16 protein-coding genes are annotated in these 17654 nt (G+C 53.8%); 5 read left to right on the top strand and 11 right to left on the bottom strand.

The genetic code is table 11. The annotated features are described in order from the left end of the window. Positions 1–5: 5 nt before the first annotated feature. The 6 genes from HALO_RS06895 to HALO_RS06870 all read right to left on the bottom strand — a co-directional run bounded on the left by HALO_RS06895 (position 6) and on the right by HALO_RS06870 (position 7110). Positions 6–1553 carry a sugar ABC transporter ATP-binding protein gene (locus HALO_RS06895; protein WP_035584828.1) on the bottom strand — a complete coding sequence of 516 codons (1548 nt, stop codon included), beginning with the start codon at positions 1551–1553 and terminating at the stop codon, positions 6–8. A gap of 9 nt (positions 1554–1562) precedes the next feature. Then, positions 1563–2207: a DUF2291 family protein gene (locus tag HALO_RS06890; RefSeq protein ID WP_035584831.1), complete on the bottom strand. Its 645-nt coding sequence runs from the start codon at positions 2205–2207 to the stop codon at positions 1563–1565. A 58-nt stretch (positions 2208–2265) separates the two neighbouring features. Continuing rightward, on the bottom strand, positions 2266–3372 hold the full coding sequence (locus tag HALO_RS06885; RefSeq protein ID WP_035584834.1) for an MDR/zinc-dependent alcohol dehydrogenase-like family protein: 1107 nt from the start codon (positions 3370–3372) through the stop codon (positions 2266–2268). Between the two features lie 433 nt (positions 3373–3805). Continuing rightward, positions 3806–4774, bottom strand: coding sequence for a sugar-binding transcriptional regulator (locus tag HALO_RS06880; protein ID WP_231896817.1), 969 nt, complete (start codon positions 4772–4774; stop codon positions 3806–3808). A 38-nt stretch (positions 4775–4812) separates the two neighbouring features. Beyond that, the gene (locus HALO_RS06875; RefSeq protein WP_035584837.1) at positions 4813–6543 is read right to left on the bottom strand and encodes a dihydroxyacetone kinase family protein; all 1731 of its coding nucleotides are present in this window, start codon (positions 6541–6543) and stop codon (positions 4813–4815) included. A gap of 93 nt (positions 6544–6636) precedes the next feature. Continuing rightward, positions 6637–7110 (bottom strand): RpiB/LacA/LacB family sugar-phosphate isomerase, encoded by a 474-nt coding sequence (locus tag HALO_RS06870; RefSeq protein WP_035584840.1) that lies wholly within the window; start codon positions 7108–7110, stop codon positions 6637–6639. A 357-nt stretch (positions 7111–7467) separates the two neighbouring features. Here HALO_RS06870 and tal point away from each other — a divergent pair, with 357 nt between their 5' ends. Both tal and tkt read left to right on the top strand, forming a co-directional pair. Then, on the top strand, positions 7468–8415 hold the full coding sequence (gene tal / locus HALO_RS06865) for a transaldolase (RefSeq protein ID WP_035584843.1): 948 nt from the start codon (positions 7468–7470) through the stop codon (positions 8413–8415). 39 nt (positions 8416–8454) lie between these two features. Next, positions 8455–10446, top strand: a complete 1992-nt coding sequence (gene tkt, locus HALO_RS06860) for a transketolase (RefSeq protein ID WP_035584846.1) — start codon at positions 8455–8457, stop codon at positions 10444–10446. On the opposite strand, the gene HALO_RS06855 is transcribed toward tkt, so the two are convergent. The 3 genes from HALO_RS06855 to ybaK form a co-directional block, all read right to left on the bottom strand. Beyond that, entirely contained in the window at positions 10443–11321 is an 879-nt protein-coding gene (locus HALO_RS06855; protein WP_035584849.1) for a PA4780 family RIO1-like protein kinase, read from the bottom strand. The two genes, tkt and HALO_RS06855, sit on opposite strands and share 4 nt — an antisense overlap. A gap of 33 nt (positions 11322–11354) precedes the next feature. Next, complete coding sequence (dbpA, locus tag HALO_RS06850; protein WP_035584852.1) at positions 11355–12752, bottom strand: ATP-dependent RNA helicase DbpA; 1398 nt, start codon at positions 12750–12752, stop codon at positions 11355–11357. Positions 12753–12847: 95 nt separating this feature from the next. Continuing rightward, positions 12848–13315 (bottom strand): Cys-tRNA(Pro) deacylase, encoded by a 468-nt coding sequence (ybaK, locus tag HALO_RS06845; RefSeq protein ID WP_035584855.1) that lies wholly within the window; start codon positions 13313–13315, stop codon positions 12848–12850. Positions 13316–13550: 235 nt separating this feature from the next. Between ybaK and HALO_RS06840 the strand changes: the two genes are divergently transcribed. Then, a complete protein-coding gene (locus HALO_RS06840; RefSeq protein WP_035584858.1) occupies positions 13551–13736 on the top strand; it encodes a DUF3008 family protein in 186 nt (61 codons plus the stop codon). Positions 13737–13798: 62 nt separating this feature from the next. On the opposite strand, the gene HALO_RS06835 is transcribed toward HALO_RS06840, so the two are convergent. Continuing rightward, positions 13799–14071 carry a hypothetical protein gene (locus tag HALO_RS06835; RefSeq protein ID WP_022522459.1) on the bottom strand — a complete coding sequence of 91 codons (273 nt, stop codon included), beginning with the start codon at positions 14069–14071 and terminating at the stop codon, positions 13799–13801. A gap of 101 nt (positions 14072–14172) precedes the next feature. Then, positions 14173–15039 carry a cation diffusion facilitator family transporter gene (locus tag HALO_RS06830; protein WP_035584861.1) on the bottom strand — a complete coding sequence of 289 codons (867 nt, stop codon included), beginning with the start codon at positions 15037–15039 and terminating at the stop codon, positions 14173–14175. Positions 15040–15154: 115 nt separating this feature from the next. Between HALO_RS06830 and HALO_RS06825 the strand changes: the two genes are divergently transcribed. Both HALO_RS06825 and HALO_RS06820 read left to right on the top strand, forming a co-directional pair. Continuing rightward, on the top strand, positions 15155–16024 hold the full coding sequence (locus HALO_RS06825) for a LysR family transcriptional regulator (RefSeq protein ID WP_050713224.1): 870 nt from the start codon (positions 15155–15157) through the stop codon (positions 16022–16024). A 216-nt stretch (positions 16025–16240) separates the two neighbouring features. Continuing rightward, entirely contained in the window at positions 16241–17650 is a 1410-nt protein-coding gene (locus HALO_RS06820) for a PhoH family protein (RefSeq protein ID WP_035584865.1), read from the top strand. Positions 17651–17654 lie beyond the last annotated feature (4 nt).

Here is a 17654-nt window from a genome sequence, read left to right as displayed (position 1 = left end):
AATAATCACGCAGCAACTGATTCGCCCGAGGCCGCCATAATTTCATCTTTCGTTACCCCCGGTTTGAATTCAGCAGAGATCCGCCCTTTGCTCATCACCAGCACTCTGTGTGGGATACTCAAGCACTCGCTTACTTCAGACGTTGTAAAGACAACCGCCAACCCTCGCCGGGCCCCTTGGCTCAATAACTTGAATACTTCGGCTTTGGCACCCACATCAATGCCACGGCTTGGTTCATCAAGCATGATGACGTCTGGATGCGTCGCCAACATCTTCCCGATGACCACTTTCTGCTGGTTACCGCCAGACAATGAACCAATGGCAGCCTCTCCACCGTCTGTTTTGATGTGCACCTTATCGATAGCGGATTTAATCATTTCTGCCTCCAAGCGGGATGACGTAAGCCCCTTGCGAGTAAACGCATGGATACTGGCTAGCGACAGATTTCTACCGACGGATAGGGTGGGCACTAATCCATCACGCTGACGATCCTCTGGCACTAACACCAACCCTCTCTCGATTCGCTGCGCAATGTTGTAATGCGAGACATCATTTGAGTTGAGCAAAACATCGCCCTTGGATTGCCGGGTTCGTCCGGCCACACACTCCAATAACTCAGTTCTCCCTGCACCCATTAACCCATAAATGCAGACAATCTCGCCTGCGTGCACATCAAGCGAAAAGTCCTCAACAACATAACGATCTGCCACTTTATCGTCGCTGACGTAAAGGTTCTGGATGGAGAGCGCGATGGAGCCCTGCTCATACCCTGTTGGCGGTGAGCCAAGATCGAAACTCTCTCCCACCATATTCCTAACAATCCACTGCAGGTCGATATCACAACGCGGAGCATAAGCTGTCATAGCACCATCGCGGAGAACAACGGCATGATCGGTAATCTGTAGCGCCTCTTCCAAATGGTGAGAAATATAAACAATCGAGACACCCTTGTTTTTGAGATCCTGGACGACTTTAAATAACGTCTCGACTTCCGTGGCACTCAATGCGGAAGTCGGTTCATCCATAATCAAAATGCGAGAGTTCTTGGACAGCGCTCTCGCGATTTCAACGATTTGTTGCTGCCCAACCCGTAGATCTTCGACCAGGGTAAGAGGGTGGATCGGTTCATCCAGCTCCTCCATTAACAATTCAGCCTGACGCGCCTCCTCTTTATAGTCGACGCTGCCTCTTCCTTTAGTCAGCTCACGCCCCATAAAAATGTTGTCGCGCACATTCAGGTTAGGGGCCAAGCTCAACTCCTGATGAATAATGGTAATCCCCAGCGCTTCAGCATCCGACGGCGACGAAAAGCTGACACTCTCGCCTTCCAATACAATCTCACCCGCCGTCTGAGCAATGACGCCAGACAAAATTTTCATCAGCGTGGATTTACCCGCTCCATTTTCGCCAAACAGCGTTGTCACCTGTCCTCGATAAATATCGAAGTTCACCTCTTTGAGGGCTTGCACAGCACCGAAACGTTTTTCGATATTGTGTGCAGAAAGAATCACCTCGGGCGGAGCCACTTCCACTGTTGATCTATCGATACTCATAGCTGCCCCTCACTCAATGATCGCTATACTCACAGGAGTAATTAGCCAGTTTTTGGGATTTATCATGGTAAAGGAGCCGACTACTTCTAACGTTTTTCCGGCTAAATCTTGGCCGGAAATATCCGCCAGCACTTGACGCTTCATTTCGTCATTGAGCGCTGCGCCGACATCTTGGTACTCAATCTGATTGGTGAAGTCGCCAAATTGAATATTGCCGGTTGTATCTCTCAGCGTAGTGCCATTAATGGCTGGGCCTGTTTGCACACGAATGACGATATCTGAAGGCACATCAGCAACCTCAAGGGTGTAAACGCCCCCCCGGCCTTCTACAACAACTCCGGATAAAGAGAGTGGGACAATATGACCAATGCCAGCAGCCACACCGTACCTCTCACCTGCCGCGCTGGCATCTTGAAGCACTTCTGGCGCCAATACCGATGCATCTACAGCGTTATTCTCGACATATGCCTGGATCTCAGGAAATGTTTCCTGAGCAAATTGCTGGGGTGAAAACCCCACCGTACTCTCAAGTTCAGTAAGACTAATGACTTTGGTATCAAACGCCATGAGTGCAAACAGCACTAACGCAAAAGCAGCTGCCACATAGACTTTTATACGCTTATCACCGGGCACCGAATTTAATGTCGCCGACATAATCACTCCGGTTATCATTGTAGTTATAAAAAAGTTATAAATAAGAAACTTCCACTACCTACTTCCCGTCAGGTATAAGCACAACCTTTAATGCATTAGGGTCATTGCGCATTAGATCTAGCCCTTGATGAAATTCAGCTAACGGCAGCTTATGGGTCACCACATGATCCGTTGGGAAATCACCATTACCAATGCCTTCAATGACAGGTGGGTAACAATAAGGGCCTAGATGCGCACCCAGTACATCCAGCTCTTTACGATCGCTAATAATGCTCCAATCAACAGTCACTGGCTCTTTGAATACACTAAATTCGACAAAGCGACCCAATTTACGGATCATATAAAGACCTTGCTCTACCGACTGTACCGCACCGCTCGCCTCAATATAGATATCGCAACCATAGCCTTCCGTTATGCCTTTAACGTAGTCAATAACATCGACTTCAGCGGGATTCAGGACAATGTCAGCACCAAACTGTTTAGCAAGCTCTAATCGCTTGTTATTGAGATCCAGCACGACCAGCTTGGAAGGCCCGGACTTTTTGATCGCGCCAATCATCCCTAGCCCTAGGGTTCCCGCACCGGAGAGGACAACCACATCTCCCAGCTCAATCTGCGCACGCTTAACGGCATGTAACGAACAAGCATAGGGTTCAATAAGAACCGCTTTCTCCATCGGAATTTCATCTGGCAACTTGTGATTAATGGCTTCTTTAGGAAAGACCATATATTCAGCCATACCGCCATTTACGTTGTGCTGAAATCCATACACGTCGTGCTTTTCGCACATCCAGTACTGCCCACGGTTACAGAAACGGCACTCCCAGCAAGGCACGATTTGCTCAGAAATAACGCGATCACCGACCTCAAGGTTTTTAACGCCCTCTCCTAAAGCCATAACATGGCCAATAAACTCATGGCCTGGAATCATTGGCGCTTTGATATAAGCAGGCTGAGTATCATCTCCCCAAAAGCTGGGGGCGCCTTCATAGGCTTTGAGATCGCCTGCGCAGATTCCGCACGCTTCAACCTTAATCAGTACTTCACCCTCTCCCGCCTGCGGCACGTCCACCTCTTCAAGGCGATAATCACCAGGCGCGTAGGCTACGACGGCTTGCATGGTTAGTGGCAGTTCGGTGTGATTGTTGTTATCGGCGTTATGCATTACTCACTCCTAATATATCTTGTATTGCTTGGCTAGCGGCGCACGCTTTACAAAAGATCTTGCTGTGTACATATGAATTAACTGCTTTAAGCATAGCTGAGTCAATCCATAATGGAATTTTCTAATCTTATACTTTAGACCAATAACGTAATTGCTTGTTTTTTATATTTAAATTTTAAAAATGGAAATTATTTATTATTTCGGCCATGTGAAAACATCGCCCTAAGCCATTCTATATGTTCCAGCATCGCGCAAATGTACAAACACCTACCAAATACCACTGGCATCGGAGCGGGAGACAAGGGAGAAACCAGGCATGCAAAGAGCGCCCACATGCCTAAGGAAAGCCAATAAATGCAACAGATAAAGTTGGGCCGGCCTAAGCTTAAGATGCCGAGAAGTCCTAGATTTTGAATACAAATTAAGCGCGCACTTACCCGGTAGTCGCTTCATCGAGACGCAGAATGGTGTGTGCGTTAGTGACACTAGTCGCCAAGGTATCGATAACCCCGGTACGCAGCGCCCCCAGTATGCCGACCGCTTTAGTATTCTCACTAGCGATAGCAATAACGTCTGGAATACGCGTGAGATCCTGTATATTAAGCCCCMCCACACGCCCCTGCATCTGCGTGGCAGAAGGCTTCCCATGGATATCGATAAAGTCATACCCCATCATATCGCCCACTGTCCCAGAGAGCCGTGCTTCAGCAATCTCCTGGGCGGAAAACCACCCCATACGCACCATATTACTGTCTTCACTGACATCGCCTACACCAATCAAAGCGGTATCCGCACGGCGAGCCCGGTCTAGTGTCTGGCGCACGGTGGAGTTTTCMTACAATGCATCCCTAAGCTCACCATTCTGCACCAGCGCAGGGGCATAAAGCGTCTCACTGTCACCGCCAAACCGACTCGCCAAACGTCGACAAATATGGTCAGGATTCATATGCTCGCCTGCACGCAGCGAGCCGCCAATTGCACACACAAATGAAACTTTTAACGACTCCGCCAGGAAAACATTATCCGCCACCGCGGCGACGTTACGCCCCATGCCAACGGCCACGATCTGGCCATCGGTCAAGCTACGCGACAAATGGTCGGCCACTAGACTCGCAACCGACGAGCGCTGCACATCCGGATCGGCATTATCCAGAGCAATCAACGCTCGCTTCAGGCCAAAGCGCCGTTTGAGCTCTTGCTCAATCTCAACACTAACCGCGGGATGCAGGCGCACGCGAACATCCACTATCCCTTCTGCCTGGGCACGCTTGAGCAGCCGCCCTATTCGCACACGCGAATGGCCGAGCCTATTAGCGATCGCTTCCTGCGTCTCCCCCTGCACATAGTAGAGCGTTGAAATCTCTGTCATTAAGTCTATATCTGCAGCGTCTTGACCGTTCATCCTCGGCATCCAGGAGTTGTTGGAGGGCATGTATCATGTCAGTTTGCTTGACACTTTTTCAACACAGGAATCAGCGCCTGAACAATCAGTGCCAATGAAACTGAACCAGCATCCGGTGTACCCACGCTTTTTTCGGCTAATGGGCGCGCGCGGCCAACACGGGGAATTAATTGCTTGGTAGCCTCAGCCGCCTCACTCGCTATGCGTGCAGCGGACTCCCAGCAAGCCAAAGCTGTCTGGCCTTTCTCAGCTTCCCAAGACAAGGCATCGGCAAAAGGCACCAACACATCGACAAGCGTTTTATCGCCCAACTCTGCCTTACCGAATGCCATGACTTGCTGGCGGGCATTGACCACACCAGCAGCAAGACGCTGCCCTGAGAGCGGCTGCTCATTGCCAAGCGATTCACCTATCGCTTTTAAGATCACCCGCCAGATAGCACCAGAGGTACCGCCCGCCTTATCAGACCAGCGCTGACCAGCCCACTGCAGCACTGTCTCGGCGCCCGCGCCGCCATTGAGCGCCTCTTTGGCCGCTTCAAGCGCTGCCTTGCTGCCCCGCTGCATACCAATGCCGTGATCACCATCGCCCGCCACAGCATCAATCTGGCCCAGCATCTCGCAGTTTTCATTGACCGTATTTGCGAGCACTTCGAGCGCCTCAACAACGCCCCTGGCTAATGCTCGCGAGGCATCGCTCGCCTTGGGAATCTCATCTTGAACAACCACCTCGACTTCGGCCGGATCCAGCGCCTGCGCTGGTGTCACGCTGCCTTTTCGATAGCCCGGCGCATCCGCAGCGGCAGTCCACAGCGGCTCCATGTCTTTATCAAGCCAGAACAACGTCAGCGAAACCCCGGCCATATCAAGACTGGTTACCAGCTCGCCCACATCCGGCTCGACGATGATGACCCCAGCTTTCTGCAGCAGCTCGTCAACCTTACGATAAATAACGAACAGTTCTTCATACTTAACGGTACCCAAGCCATTGAGTATCGGCGCCACCCGGGCCCCCTTGATATTGATTCCTTCTGGCACCTCTTCCAATAATCGGGTAACGAGAATGTCTGCCAAGCCATCTGCGGAAGGGATATCCGTCTCACTAATCCCCGGCTCACCATGAATGCCCAGCCCAATAGCCATTCGGCCTTCGGGCACATGAAAGAGCGAATCGGCTGCCCCTGGTAACGTGCACCCCTCAAACGCCACCCCAAAAGAGCGCGTGCAGCGATTAGCCTCCTTCGCCACTTGCACCACTTCTTCCAGTGATAATCCATTTTCTGCGGCAGCGGCAGCAGCTTTGAAAACGGTTAGATCACCGGCGATACCTCGGCGTTTATCAATCTCCGCCAAGGGGGCACTGGCGACATCATCAGTGACCAGCACGATTTCACAGGGAATGCCGTCCGCGATCAAACGCTCGCGCGCCTCGCCAAAATGCAGCACATCCCCCGCATAATTACCAAAAGAGAGCAGCACACCACCGCCGTTGTTAGCGGCTTTAGCGACGAAGTAAACTTGTTGCGCAGAAGGCGAACAAAACAGATTTCCCATGACCGCACCATGGGCCAGCCCCTGCCCAACCAATCCCGCAAAGGTTGGGTAATGGCCACTACCACCACCAATCACAACCGCAACTGTACCTGCCTGACTGCGCGTACTGCGCACAACACCTCCCGGCACAGCCATCAGTTTATCGCGATGTGCAGCGACTAAGCCTAAACGGGCTTCTTCAGGGAAATCACTTGGGTCATTAAATAGGCGTGTCATTATTATATCCTCTGGAGTGAGGCCAAACTGCGTGATCACAGCTTGCATGCTGTTGTTATTAATCAGCGTCGACGAATATGAGCGATMCCACGGTTACGGAGTATTCAATCGAGACTCATATTCGTCAATTTTTGCGATTTTTAATTCGGAATTACCACCCGCAAAGTGGCTGCCCAAAAAGGTTGCCACTATTGATTTAGCCAACTCAGGCCCAATCACCCTCGCCCCCAGCGTGACAATCTGAGCATCATTGCTGGTGCGCGCCTTAGCTGCTGAGTATGTATCGTGTGCCTGCGCAGCGCGGATACCGGGCACCTTATTGGCAGAAATAGCCACTCCGATTCCCGTGCCACATACCAGTACTGCACGATCGAAGCGCCCCTCCTTAATAGCCGTGGCCACCTCAAAGGCAATGTCCGGGTACAGCACCGGTTGGGCATTAAAAGTGCCGAAATCTTCAACTTCGTAGCCTAACTCCCGGATATAACCAATAAGAATCTCTTTCAAATCGTAAGCGGCCTCATCACCGCCAATGGCGACTCTGAGAGAAGCCGTCGCATTAGACATTCATGCTCTCCCCTTCCGGACAATAGAAATGCGGACGACTAACAACGGTAAACACTACTACGCAGTTGCCAGCCGTCTACTGACGCTATTCAATCTATCACCAAACGAGCATTTGTAAACACGCAGATCATAAGATCATATTGCTTTTTTATGAGCCAATTAAGATAAAAAACTCAATTCAAAACCATAAATTATTGATCTAAAGACAAATATCTGGGAATAGAACATTACTCATAGGGCACTATACTTTTGTGCAATGGCCTTAAAATCGATTCATTCGGCGTGCCGATTTGACTAAATCGATAAAAATGGTCAATCATTTGAACACATGATGTTCATTTCTATGGAGAATAGACAATGTCGCTTCTGAATGGATTACGCGAACACTCACTGGTCGTGGCCGACACGGGCGATTTGGATGCCATAAAGCGCTATCAACCACAGGACGCCACCACTAACCCCTCTTTGATTCTCAATGCCTTCGAACTACCTCGTTACCAAGAGATGATCGATAGAGTGCTTGCTGAATCATGTCGCGATGAGAGCGACCCGAGCCGGATAGTTGACCAACTTTCGGTTGCCATCGGCGGGCAAATTGCCAACGTGATACCTGGACGAATATCGACAGAAGTGTCCGCACACCTCTCTTTTGACACCCAAGCGAGTATCCACAAGGCCTACGAGTTGATTGAGCGCTACGAAAAACAGGGGATTAACCGCAACCGTGTGCTGATCAAGCTCGCGTCTACCTGGGAGGGGATCCGTGCGGCTGAGCAACTAGAGCGGGAAGGTATCAACTGCAACTTAACGCTCTTGTTCAGCGATGCTCAGGCGCAGGCCTGCTTTGATGCAGGGGTGTATCTGATTTCCCCCTTCGTTGGCCGCGTTAGCGATTGGTACCAAAAGACAACAGGTAAGCAGTTCACTCCAGAAGAAGATCCTGGCGTGCTATTTGTAAAAGGGATTTGCGAGAGGGCTGCCGCTGGTAGTTACGACACAGTCGTTATGGGGGCGAGTTTTCGTACCACCGATCAGGTCTTAGCGTTGGCAGGTTGCCATCGCCTGACCATCTCTCCCGCACTGCTAGAGGAGCTTAATAGCATGGAGGGAAAGGTGGCCTCAAAAATCCAACAGACACCTGTCACCCCTGAACCATGCAAACCGCTATCAGAAGCTGGCTTTCGTTGGCAGCATAACCAAGATGCAATGGCCAACGAGCTGCTGGCTGACGGGATCCGACGCTTCGCCAGCGACCAACAAACATTAGAGTCGCTGATTGCTCAACGCTTGACTGCTCGCGCCTAACGACACGCTACTCAATATAACAACTAAGGTATCACTGCTATGAATAACCGTTTTGAGCTGGCTAATGCCATTCGCGCCCTCTCCATGGATGCCGTTCAGAAGGCCAAGTCCGGCCACCCTGGCGCCCCCATGGGAATGGCTGATATCGCCGAGGTGCTATGGAATGACTACCTCAAGCACAACCCCGAAGACCCCAAGTGGGCCGATCGTGACCGCTTTGTGCTCTCCAATGGCCACGGCTCCATGCTGCTGTACTCCCTGCTCCACCTCAGTGGCTACGAGCTAAGCCTGGAACAGCTGCAGAATTTCCGCCAGCTGCATTCGCCCACCGCGGGCCACCCGGAATTCGGCTACGCGCCCGGCATTGAAACCACCACTGGCCCACTGGGTCAGGGTTTTGCCAATGCCGTGGGCTTTGCCATCGCGGAAAAAACCATGGCGGCGCAGTTCAACCGCCCCGGCCACACCATCGTTGACCATCACACCTGGTGCTTTGTAGGTGACGGCTGCTTAATGGAAGGTATCTCCCACGAAGCAGCCTCCCTGGCCGGTACCCAGCAATTGGGTAAGCTGATCACTGTATACGACGATAACGGCATCTCTATCGATGGCGAAGTGGAAGGCTGGTTTACCGACGATACCGCCAAGCGGTTTGAAGCTTACGGCTGGCACGTGGTGCCCAATGTGGATGGTCACAAGCCTGAAGAGGTGAAAGCCGCGATTGAGCTGGCCAAGAGCCACGACGATAAGCCGAGCCTGATTATCTGCAAAACCATTATCGGCTTTGGTGCGCCCAACAAGCAGGGCAAAGAGGACGCCCACGGTGCGCCCCTAGGCGATGACGAAGTGGCGCTGGCACGCACCCAGCTCGACTGGCCCCACGCGCCCTTCCATATCCCCGAGCCGATTTACTCGGCCTGGGATGCCCGCAACGCTGGCAAAGCAGCCCAGCAGAAGTGGGAGGAGCGCTTTGCTCGTTACGCAGAGGCCTTCCCCACGGAAGCGCGGGAATTTACCCGCCGCATGAAGCGCCAGCTGCCGACGGAACTGCCCACCGAAGCCTTGATTGAGCAGGCCCAAGAGCGCGGCGAGACCATTGCCTCGCGTAAAGCCTCCTTTGAAGTGTTAAATGCCATTGGCCCGCAAATGCCGGAACTGCTGGGCGGCAGTGCCGATCTGGCGCCGTCTAACCTGACCTTCTGGAAAGGCGCCAAAGCGATCACCCCAGAAGATGCCAGCGGCAACTACCTGCACTACGGTGTGCGTGAGTTTGGCATGGGGGCGGTTATGAACGGCATCGCCCTACACGGCGGCCTGGTACCTTACGGCGCGACCTTCCTGATCTTTATGGAGTACATGCGTAACTCGATCCGTATGGCGTCGTTGATGGGCCAGCAGGTGATTTACGTATTTACCCACGACTCCATTGGCTTGGGGGAAGATGGGCCGACTCACCAGCCCATTGAGCAACTGACCAGCCTGCGCACCACGCCTAACCTCAATACCTGGCGCCCTTGTGATGCGGTGGAAACAGCAGCCTCCTGGGATGCGGCTATTAAGCGTCACTCGGGCCCCACGGCGTTGGTACTCTCTCGCCAGAATCTGCCCCATCAGCAGCGCACCAAAGCGCAGCTGGCATCGATTCAAAACGGGGCGTATGTCCTGAAAGATAGCGAAGGGACGCCCGAGCTGATTCTGATTGCCACCGGTTCAGAAGTCGCCCTGGCGATGGACGCCGCCGCCGAGCTTGAGCAGCAGGGCAAAGCGGTGCGGGTAGTCTCGATGCCGTCAGCCTACCGCTTTAACGGCCAGGACGCGGAGTACCGCGAAAGCGTACTGCCCAAAGCGGTCACCAAGCGTATCGCCATCGAAGCCGCCCACGCCGACTACTGGTACAAGTATGTGGGCCTGGAAGGCCGTGTGATCGGCATGACCACCTACGGCGAATCCGCCCCGGCGGGGGATCTGTTCAAGCACTTCGGCTTTACCGTCGAGAACATCGTCAACCAGGCCAATGAGCTACTGGATTAGTAAGGCTGCGGAATCTCGCCATCATCATCGTCGTCATCGCGCATACGCGCTTGGCGTTCCGCCTCTTCCTCTTTGGCATCGTCGATGACTTCCATCAACTCATCGACGTTGGCAATATGAGTATCGGCATCGAAGTGGCCGGTGAGCTTACTATCTGGGTGCAGCTCACCGGTTTCATATAACGCCCACATCTCTCTGCCATATTCGGTAGAGAGAAGCTCTGGTGCGAACTGGCCGAAGTAGTTGCGCATGTTATCCACATCGCGATACAGCATCGCTGCCGCGCTGTTATTGCCGGCAGCATCAACCGCCTGAGGCAGATCGATAATCACCGGGCCAGAGGCATCGACCAGCACGTTAAATTCCGACAGATCGCCGTGAATCAGGCCTGCGCAGAGCATTTTAACCACGTCCTGAATAACCTTGGCGTAGTAGGTCTCGGCCTGCTCTGGGGTAAGCGTGACTTCGTCCAAGCGCGGCGCGACGTTGCCCTCGGCGTCGCTGATCATCTCCATCAGCAGTACGCCGTCGACAAAACCGTGGGGCTCGGGCACACGAACACCCGCCGAGGCAAGGCGATAGAGCGCGTCGACTTCGGCATTCAGCCACGCCTGCTCCTGCTCTTTCTGGCCGTAACGGGTTTTTTTGGCCATCGCCCGTGAACGGCGGCTATTGCGCTCTTTACGCCCTTCTTGATACTGAACGGCCTGTTTAAAGCTGCGCTGTTTGGCCTCTTTAAACACCTTGGCGCAGCGCACTTCCTCACCGCAGCGCACTACGTAGACCTGCGCCTCTTTACCACTCATTAACTGCACCAGCACCTCGTCGATCATGCCATCATCGACCAGCGGCTGTAATCGCTTAGGGATTTTCATGGTTAGCTGCGTCGGCTCCTCTTTGGTACGCGTTCAATAACGGATACGGCGAACACGGAAAGCCCGCCCTTTTAATTTATCACGCTCGAGTTTGGCCTGAGCTTGCTGGATCACATTGCGCTCCACGGCCACATAGGCACTGCGGGCGAGCACTTTGATTTTACCCACTTGCTCACCGCGCAGCCCACCTTCACCGGTCAGCGCCCCCAGAATATCACCCGGCCGCAGTTTATCCTTTTTTCCGCCCGCGAGTTGCAGCGTCGCCATTAGCGGCTCAAACGGTACCGAGTGCTGGGGTTTGGGCAAAGGTTCCGTTTTAATCGCCTGCTCCAGCAACCCTTCCAGCCGCTCCAGCCGGTAGCTCTCTTTCGGGGTGACTAGCGTACAGGCAATGCCACTAGCGCCAGCACGGCCGGTGCGCCCAACCCTATGTACGTGCACATCAAGCTCGCGAGCAATTTGGTAGTTAAACACGGCATCTAGCTGGGCGATATCCAAGCCCCGGGCGGCAACGTCCGTGGCCACCAGAATAGAGGCACTCTGGTTGGAAAACAGAATCAGTATACGGTCACGGTCTTTCTGCTCAAGATCGCCATTGAGCGCCACGGCGCTAAACCCAGCATCAGTCAGCTGTTCGGCCACTGCCTGGGTTTCGCGTTTGGTGTTGCAGAACACCACGCTGGTGGCGGGTCGATAGACCAGCAGAAGTTGGCGTAAAGCATCGAATCGCGCCTCTTCATTGGCGACGCTATAAAAGTGCTGTTGGATAGTGCTGGCGTCGTGAACCTCGGCGATTTTGACCGTCACCGGATTGCGCAAAATGCCGCGGGTCATCGCGGTTAGCCCGCCCGATGATTGCTCGTCCGGGAAAGTTGCGCTGAACAGCAGCGTTTGGCGGTCAGTTGGGGTATCGGCAATGATGTCATCGATGGTTGCCTGGAAGCCCATGTCCAGCATGCGATCCGCTTCATCCAACACCAGTATGGAAAGCGCATCCAGGGTGAGCGAACCTTTGCGTAAATGCTCGTCGATACGCCCCGGCGTGCCGACCACAATGTGTGCACCATGCTCTAAAGAGCCGAGCTGCGGGCCAAAAGGCGCGCCGCCGCAGAGCGTGAGTATTTTCACATTGGCCATACCGCGAGCCAAGCGGCGCAGCTCTTCAGCCACTTGGTCAGCGAGTTCTCGGGTGGGGCAAAGCACCAAGCCCTGTACCGCGAAGCTCTCCACTTTCAGCTTAGCTAACAGCGCTAAACCAAATGCCGCGGTTTTGCCTGAGCCGGTTTTCGCCTGGGCCAGCACATCGCGCCCGGCCAGCATGGGCGGCAGACTCTCCGCCTGCACCGGCGACATTTCGTGGTAGCCAAGGGTGTCTAGATTCGTCAGTAGCGCTGCTGGAAGCGCCAGAGATGCAAAAGAAGTGTCGGACACAGAAAATTCCTGAAGGGGCCGTATTGCCCCGCAAACCTATAATGTGAAGCACCATACCAGAAAGTGCCTCAAACTGCGCCGCCATCACATCGCCATCACGCTGCCAGCGGTACAAAAGTTGCCTGAGTCAGCGTGGCTAAATCCCCAGGCGCCAGCTCAATTTCAAGCCCGCGTCGCCCGGCGCTGACATAGATACTGGCGAAAGCCTCGGCGGAGTGATCAATAAAGGTGGCCAAGCGCTTTTTCTGCCCCAGTGGGCTAACACCACCGAGCACATAGCCGGTCGTGCGCTCCACTTCCGACGGCTCTGCCATGGTCGCTTTTTTGGCCCCAGCGACTTTGGCGATCTGCTTTAGGTTTAGCTGCCCTGTGACGGGCACAATACCGACTGCCAGCTGCTTACCATCCAGCTTCACCACTAAGGTTTTAAATACCTGCTCCACCGCGACGCCCAGTTTTTCAGCTGCCTCTAACCCATAGGAGTGCGCGGTGGCATCGTGGTGGTACTCATGGATTTGGAAGGCTATGCCTGCGTGTTTTGCACCATTAATAGCTGGAGTCATGGCGTTCTCTTCGTTAACAGCATTGATACGATGACGTTACTGAGTGGCACACTTCGACCGGTAGGTTAATAACGCGACAGGCAAATGGAAGTCAACTGATTGGCACATGTGGAAGGTTTGATTGATGCTTCTGGAAAGCTGCGTTCCAGCTACTATGCTCAAAAGTGAAATGCTCAACCGTGCAATACTCAATAGTGCAGTAGGTAAAAGGAAGCTAACCGAAAGGAGATCAGCAATGCCAGCAACCTCTAAAGCGCAACAAAAAGCGGCAGGGGCAGCGCTTTCCGCTAAGCGCGGGGAAACCAAGCCCAGTGAACTTTATGGTTCGTCTAAAGAGATGTATGACTCCATGAGCGAGGAGGAGCTAGAAGATTTCGCGAGTACAAAGCGCAAAGGCAAACCGGAAAAGAAACAGGATTAACTATCCCTTTTGATATAAAACCGCCAGCTTAGCGAAGCTGGCGGTTTTGGTTTTGCTAAMGACTACTGCTTGCAAGGCACCACTTTACGCAGGGTGTCTTTTGCCCATAGCGTTTGGCCATCCGGCGTACGGCCATGCTCATTCCAGCGTTCGGCGGTTTCAAGGCAGAAAGATCCAGCGCTTTCAACGCTCGCATCGCGGTTAGCCGGGCGCTCTCCGCCAATCCGCATAACATCAGGATTGTCGGTGGTATAGCTTGGCGCAATGGTAGAACTTGCACAGCCAGCGACCAGTGCGGTCAGTAGCAGTACGGGTAAACAGCGGCGCAGTGGCATGTTTTTACAACCCTCAACGTAGCACTATTAAGCCGACACCTATTGTCGGTAGCGCTAAATAGCACTGCCTTTAACAGAACGTCAATCTTTTTTCACCCGCCTCAGCCAGCGACTAAGGTAAGACTGGTAATAGGGCGAAGGTTTAGCCGCTTACAACGCTGCTCGACACTATCGACAATCTCTTGAGCGTCGTTGAACTGCTGCTTGTCGAGCTGGATATCGACCATCAGGAAACTACCCACTTGGGCCAGGCGAACATCGTCAGCGGTGACGTCATAATCGGCAACATCCTCCACCACTTCTTGCCGCACGCTGCTGCATGAGCCGCCAAACATCAGCTCACGTAGCGCTCCTTTCACCATACGAATCGGCATCGGGAGGAAGTAGCCTGCAATGATGAGCACCATGACAGGGTCAGCAAAGCGTGCGTAGCTGGCCCAGGGCGATTGGGTTAACAGCCAGGTAAGCCCAAACCCCAGCATAACGGCGGCGCTCAGCCAGGTATCCATCTGCCACTGGCGCAGCTCGGCGGCAAGTAGCGACGAGCGGGCCACCCGAGCGTATCGCGCCAGCCACCACCAGGTTAATAAACAGCCGGTTACGTTGACCACGCCAAACATCAGCGCCAAATCCAGCGTGACCAGTCGCCCGCCGTCAAGCAGGCTCCACAAAGCCGAAACCAGCGAAACGATACACACCATCGCGATCACTACGCCTTTGAGCAGCACCGCAAGCGGCTCCACCGTCAGCCGCCCAAAGGGGTAGTGATCGTCTGCAGGTTTACGCGCCTGCTTAAGCGCAAATAACGATAGCGACGCCAGCACCAGGCTCAGCAGCGAGTAACCGCTGTCAAAAAGAATCGTTATGGAACCGCTGGTCAGCCCTAGCACCAGCCCGGTAAACGCAAACAGGCTGGCTGAAATAGCTGAAAATCTTAGCGCACGGCGCTCGGCAACAAAGGGGGTCACGCGGATAACTCCATCACGTTAGGCGAATTGTGCGCCATAATAGAGAAGAGTTATGACAATCACGAATCGCTCAGCGCCAAGTTAACTGGCGCTCAACGCATTAAACGAGGCGACTATGCGCGCTGAACAGGTACAGGCTTTTATTGATGTTACCGAGCATGGCTCCTTTGCTGCCGCTGCACGGCATACCGGCTTAAAACGGAGCACGCTAAGTGCTGCCGTCAATGCGCTGGAGGACAGCTTGGGCGTGGCGCTATTTGAGCGCTCGGGCAACAGCCTAMCGCTGACCGCCGTAGGCGATAGCGTGCTTCCCGACTGCTACCGTTTMCTCACCAGCGCCAGCCGGATCAAGAAACACTGCCACCAACACTTGCAGGGCGTTGAAAGCCAACTCGGCATTGCCCGTGATGACGCTCTCCCCGAGGTGTTTTGGCGCCAGGTGATGCATGATTTAAAACAGCAGTTTCCGTTAACCGCGATTTCGGTGTACTTGGTGCCACCCCAGGAGCACACCCAGTTTGTGCAGCGCCAAACGGTGGATATTGCCTTTGGGCTGTATACCGCTGAAGGTATCGACGCCAACGCCGCCAATCTGGCCCCCGTCAGTATGCGGCTAGTGGCAGCGCCCCATCACCCGCTAAGCCGCCTCCCCAGCGTTAATCGCGACGACTTGGCCCAGTACACTCAAGTGTGTTTAACCCATGTACAGGACGACAAACTGATCAGCGAAGCGCTGTTTTCAGGTAATTACCTTGGGCTGACCATGTTTGAGGTGATTCGCGATGCCGTTATCAACGCTACCGGCTGGGCGCTGCTGCCCTMCCCGCTGGTCAAAGGCGCCCTAGAGGCAGGCACGCTCTGCATGCTAAATCACGATCTAGTGCTAGACAGCCACTATTACCGCTATGTGGAGAGCAATAATCGTGGCGTGGTGGCCACCGCCTTATTAAACAAGGTGGCGCACTTCTTAGCTTCCCAGAACTGATACCCGGGCGAGTACCAGGCTAATACTCAGGACTTGCTGACATATCGTTGAAATCTTTTTTGTGGAAAAAAACGCCAAAGCCTTCCACGCTATTAAAAAGAGCTAAATAAGGAGACGCCAGGACACGCCACGTGAGGAACACTGGTAAGTGTCATCCAGACGTAATACGCACCTGCCAGTGTCGAAGTTGCCGTCAACCAAGGAGTGATTCCAACGATGGTACGACTCGATAAGAAAGCCACTCGGCTGTATGTGTTGGACACCAATGTCCTGATTCATGACCCCACCGCGCTCTACCACTTCGATGAGCACGACGTCGTTATCCCCATGACCGTCCTGGAGGAACTTGATAAGCACAAAAATGGTGTACGTGAAATTGCCCGCACGGCTCGCCAAATCAGCCGTACGCTCTCCGACCTTACCAGCCAAGTCACCTTTGATGAGATCCAACGCGGCATTCCGATTCCCCGACTCAGTGGCGACACAGGACGCCTGCACTTTTTATGTTATAACGATTTAAAGCTGTTTGATTCCCTCGACGATAGCCCCGATAACCGCATACTGGCGGAGACCTGTCGCCTACGCGAAGAACGTCCCGACGCCTCGGTCATTCTGATCACCAAAGACATTAACCTGCGCGTTAAAGCCGCTGCGCTGAAAGTACCGGTGGAAGATTATCTCAACGACCGCGCTTTCTCCGACAGTGACGCCATGATTGAGGGCGCACAGGTCTACGCCTCCGCAGGCCAGCATGGCGCTTCATTATGGGAAACGTTGAATGTTGACGTCACCGTAGAACGACTTGATCACCACACTTTCTACCAACTCACTGGCAATATGCCCCGCCACTGGCACGTAGGCATGCTGGTCTCGGATAGCGAAAACGGGGCGGAGTTCGAAGCGATCGTTCGTGAACTGGGCCCCTCTTCAGCGCGTCTTCAGCTGCTGACGAACTACCGCCATCACTCCGGCGTGTGGGGTGTTCACGCCCATGACAGTCGACAAAACTTCACGCTAAACCTCCTCATGGATCCCGATATTGATCTGGTCACCATCGCCGGTAATGCCGGTACGGGTAAGACCTTTATGACCCTGGCCGCGGCCTTTCAGCAAACCCTGGACGCCAAACTGTTTGAACGCATTGTGTTTACCCGCGCGCCAATCCCCATGGGCGAAGACATTGGTTTTCTACCCGGCACCGAGGAGGAGAAAATGTCACCGTGGATGGGTGCCTTCCACGACAATATGGATAACCTGCTGCGCAACGAGGAGGGAGAATCAAGCTGGGATAACGGCGCCACGCGGCAGTTGATTGGCTCGCGGGTGCAAATCCGTTCGCCGAGCTTTATGCGTGGTCGCACCCTAAACGACACCTTTTTAATCATTGATGAGGCACAGAACTTCACCCCCAAACAGCTTAAATCGCTGGTGACACGGGCGGGGCGCAATACAAAAATTGTCTGCCTGGGCAACGTCGGGCAGATTGACACTCCCTACCTCACTGCCAACACCTGCGGCATGGCCGCCGTAGTTGAGCGCTTCCGCGATTGGCCTCACGCTGGGCATATCACCTTGAAAAGCGTCGAGCGCTCGCGCTTGGCCCTAGCGGCGGAAGAGCTGCTTTAGACCT

This window comes from Halomonas sp. R57-5, from assembly GCF_900070345.1.
Taxonomy (GTDB): Bacteria; Pseudomonadota; Gammaproteobacteria; order Pseudomonadales; family Halomonadaceae; genus Vreelandella; species Vreelandella ventosae_B.
Note: the sequence above shows the minus strand (reverse complement) of the source record. Positions and strands in the feature narration are given on the sequence as shown.

Bases quoted from the DNA above. Each gene is read 5' to 3' on its own strand.
- HALO_RS06895 (WP_035584828.1), bottom strand. From the start codon at position 1,553: ATGAGTATCGATAGATCAACAGTGGAAGTGGCTCCGCCCGAGGTGATT.
- HALO_RS06890 (WP_035584831.1), bottom strand. From the start codon at position 2,207: ATGTCGGCGACATTAAATTCGGTGCCCGGTGATAAGCGTATAAAAGTC.
- HALO_RS06885 (WP_035584834.1), bottom strand. From the start codon at position 3,372: ATGCATAACGCCGATAACAACAATCACACCGAACTGCCACTAACCATG.
- HALO_RS06875 (WP_035584837.1), bottom strand. From the start codon at position 6,543: ATGACACGCCTATTTAATGACCCAAGTGATTTCCCTGAAGAAGCCCGT.
- HALO_RS06870 (WP_035584840.1), bottom strand. From the start codon at position 7,110: ATGTCTAATGCGACGGCTTCTCTCAGAGTCGCCATTGGCGGTGATGAG.
- tal (WP_035584843.1), top strand. From the start codon at position 7,468: ATGTCGCTTCTGAATGGATTACGCGAACACTCACTGGTCGTGGCCGAC.
- tkt (WP_035584846.1), top strand. From the start codon at position 8,455: ATGAATAACCGTTTTGAGCTGGCTAATGCCATTCGCGCCCTCTCCATG.
- HALO_RS06855 (WP_035584849.1), bottom strand. From the start codon at position 11,321: ATGAAAATCCCTAAGCGATTACAGCCGCTGGTCGATGATGGCATGATC.
- ybaK (WP_035584855.1), bottom strand. From the start codon at position 13,315: ATGACTCCAGCTATTAATGGTGCAAAACACGCAGGCATAGCCTTCCAA.
- HALO_RS06840 (WP_035584858.1), top strand. From the start codon at position 13,551: ATGCCAGCAACCTCTAAAGCGCAACAAAAAGCGGCAGGGGCAGCGCTT.
- HALO_RS06835 (WP_022522459.1), bottom strand. From the start codon at position 14,071: ATGCCACTGCGCCGCTGTTTACCCGTACTGCTACTGACCGCACTGGTC.
- HALO_RS06820 (WP_035584865.1), top strand. From the start codon at position 16,241: ATGGTACGACTCGATAAGAAAGCCACTCGGCTGTATGTGTTGGACACC.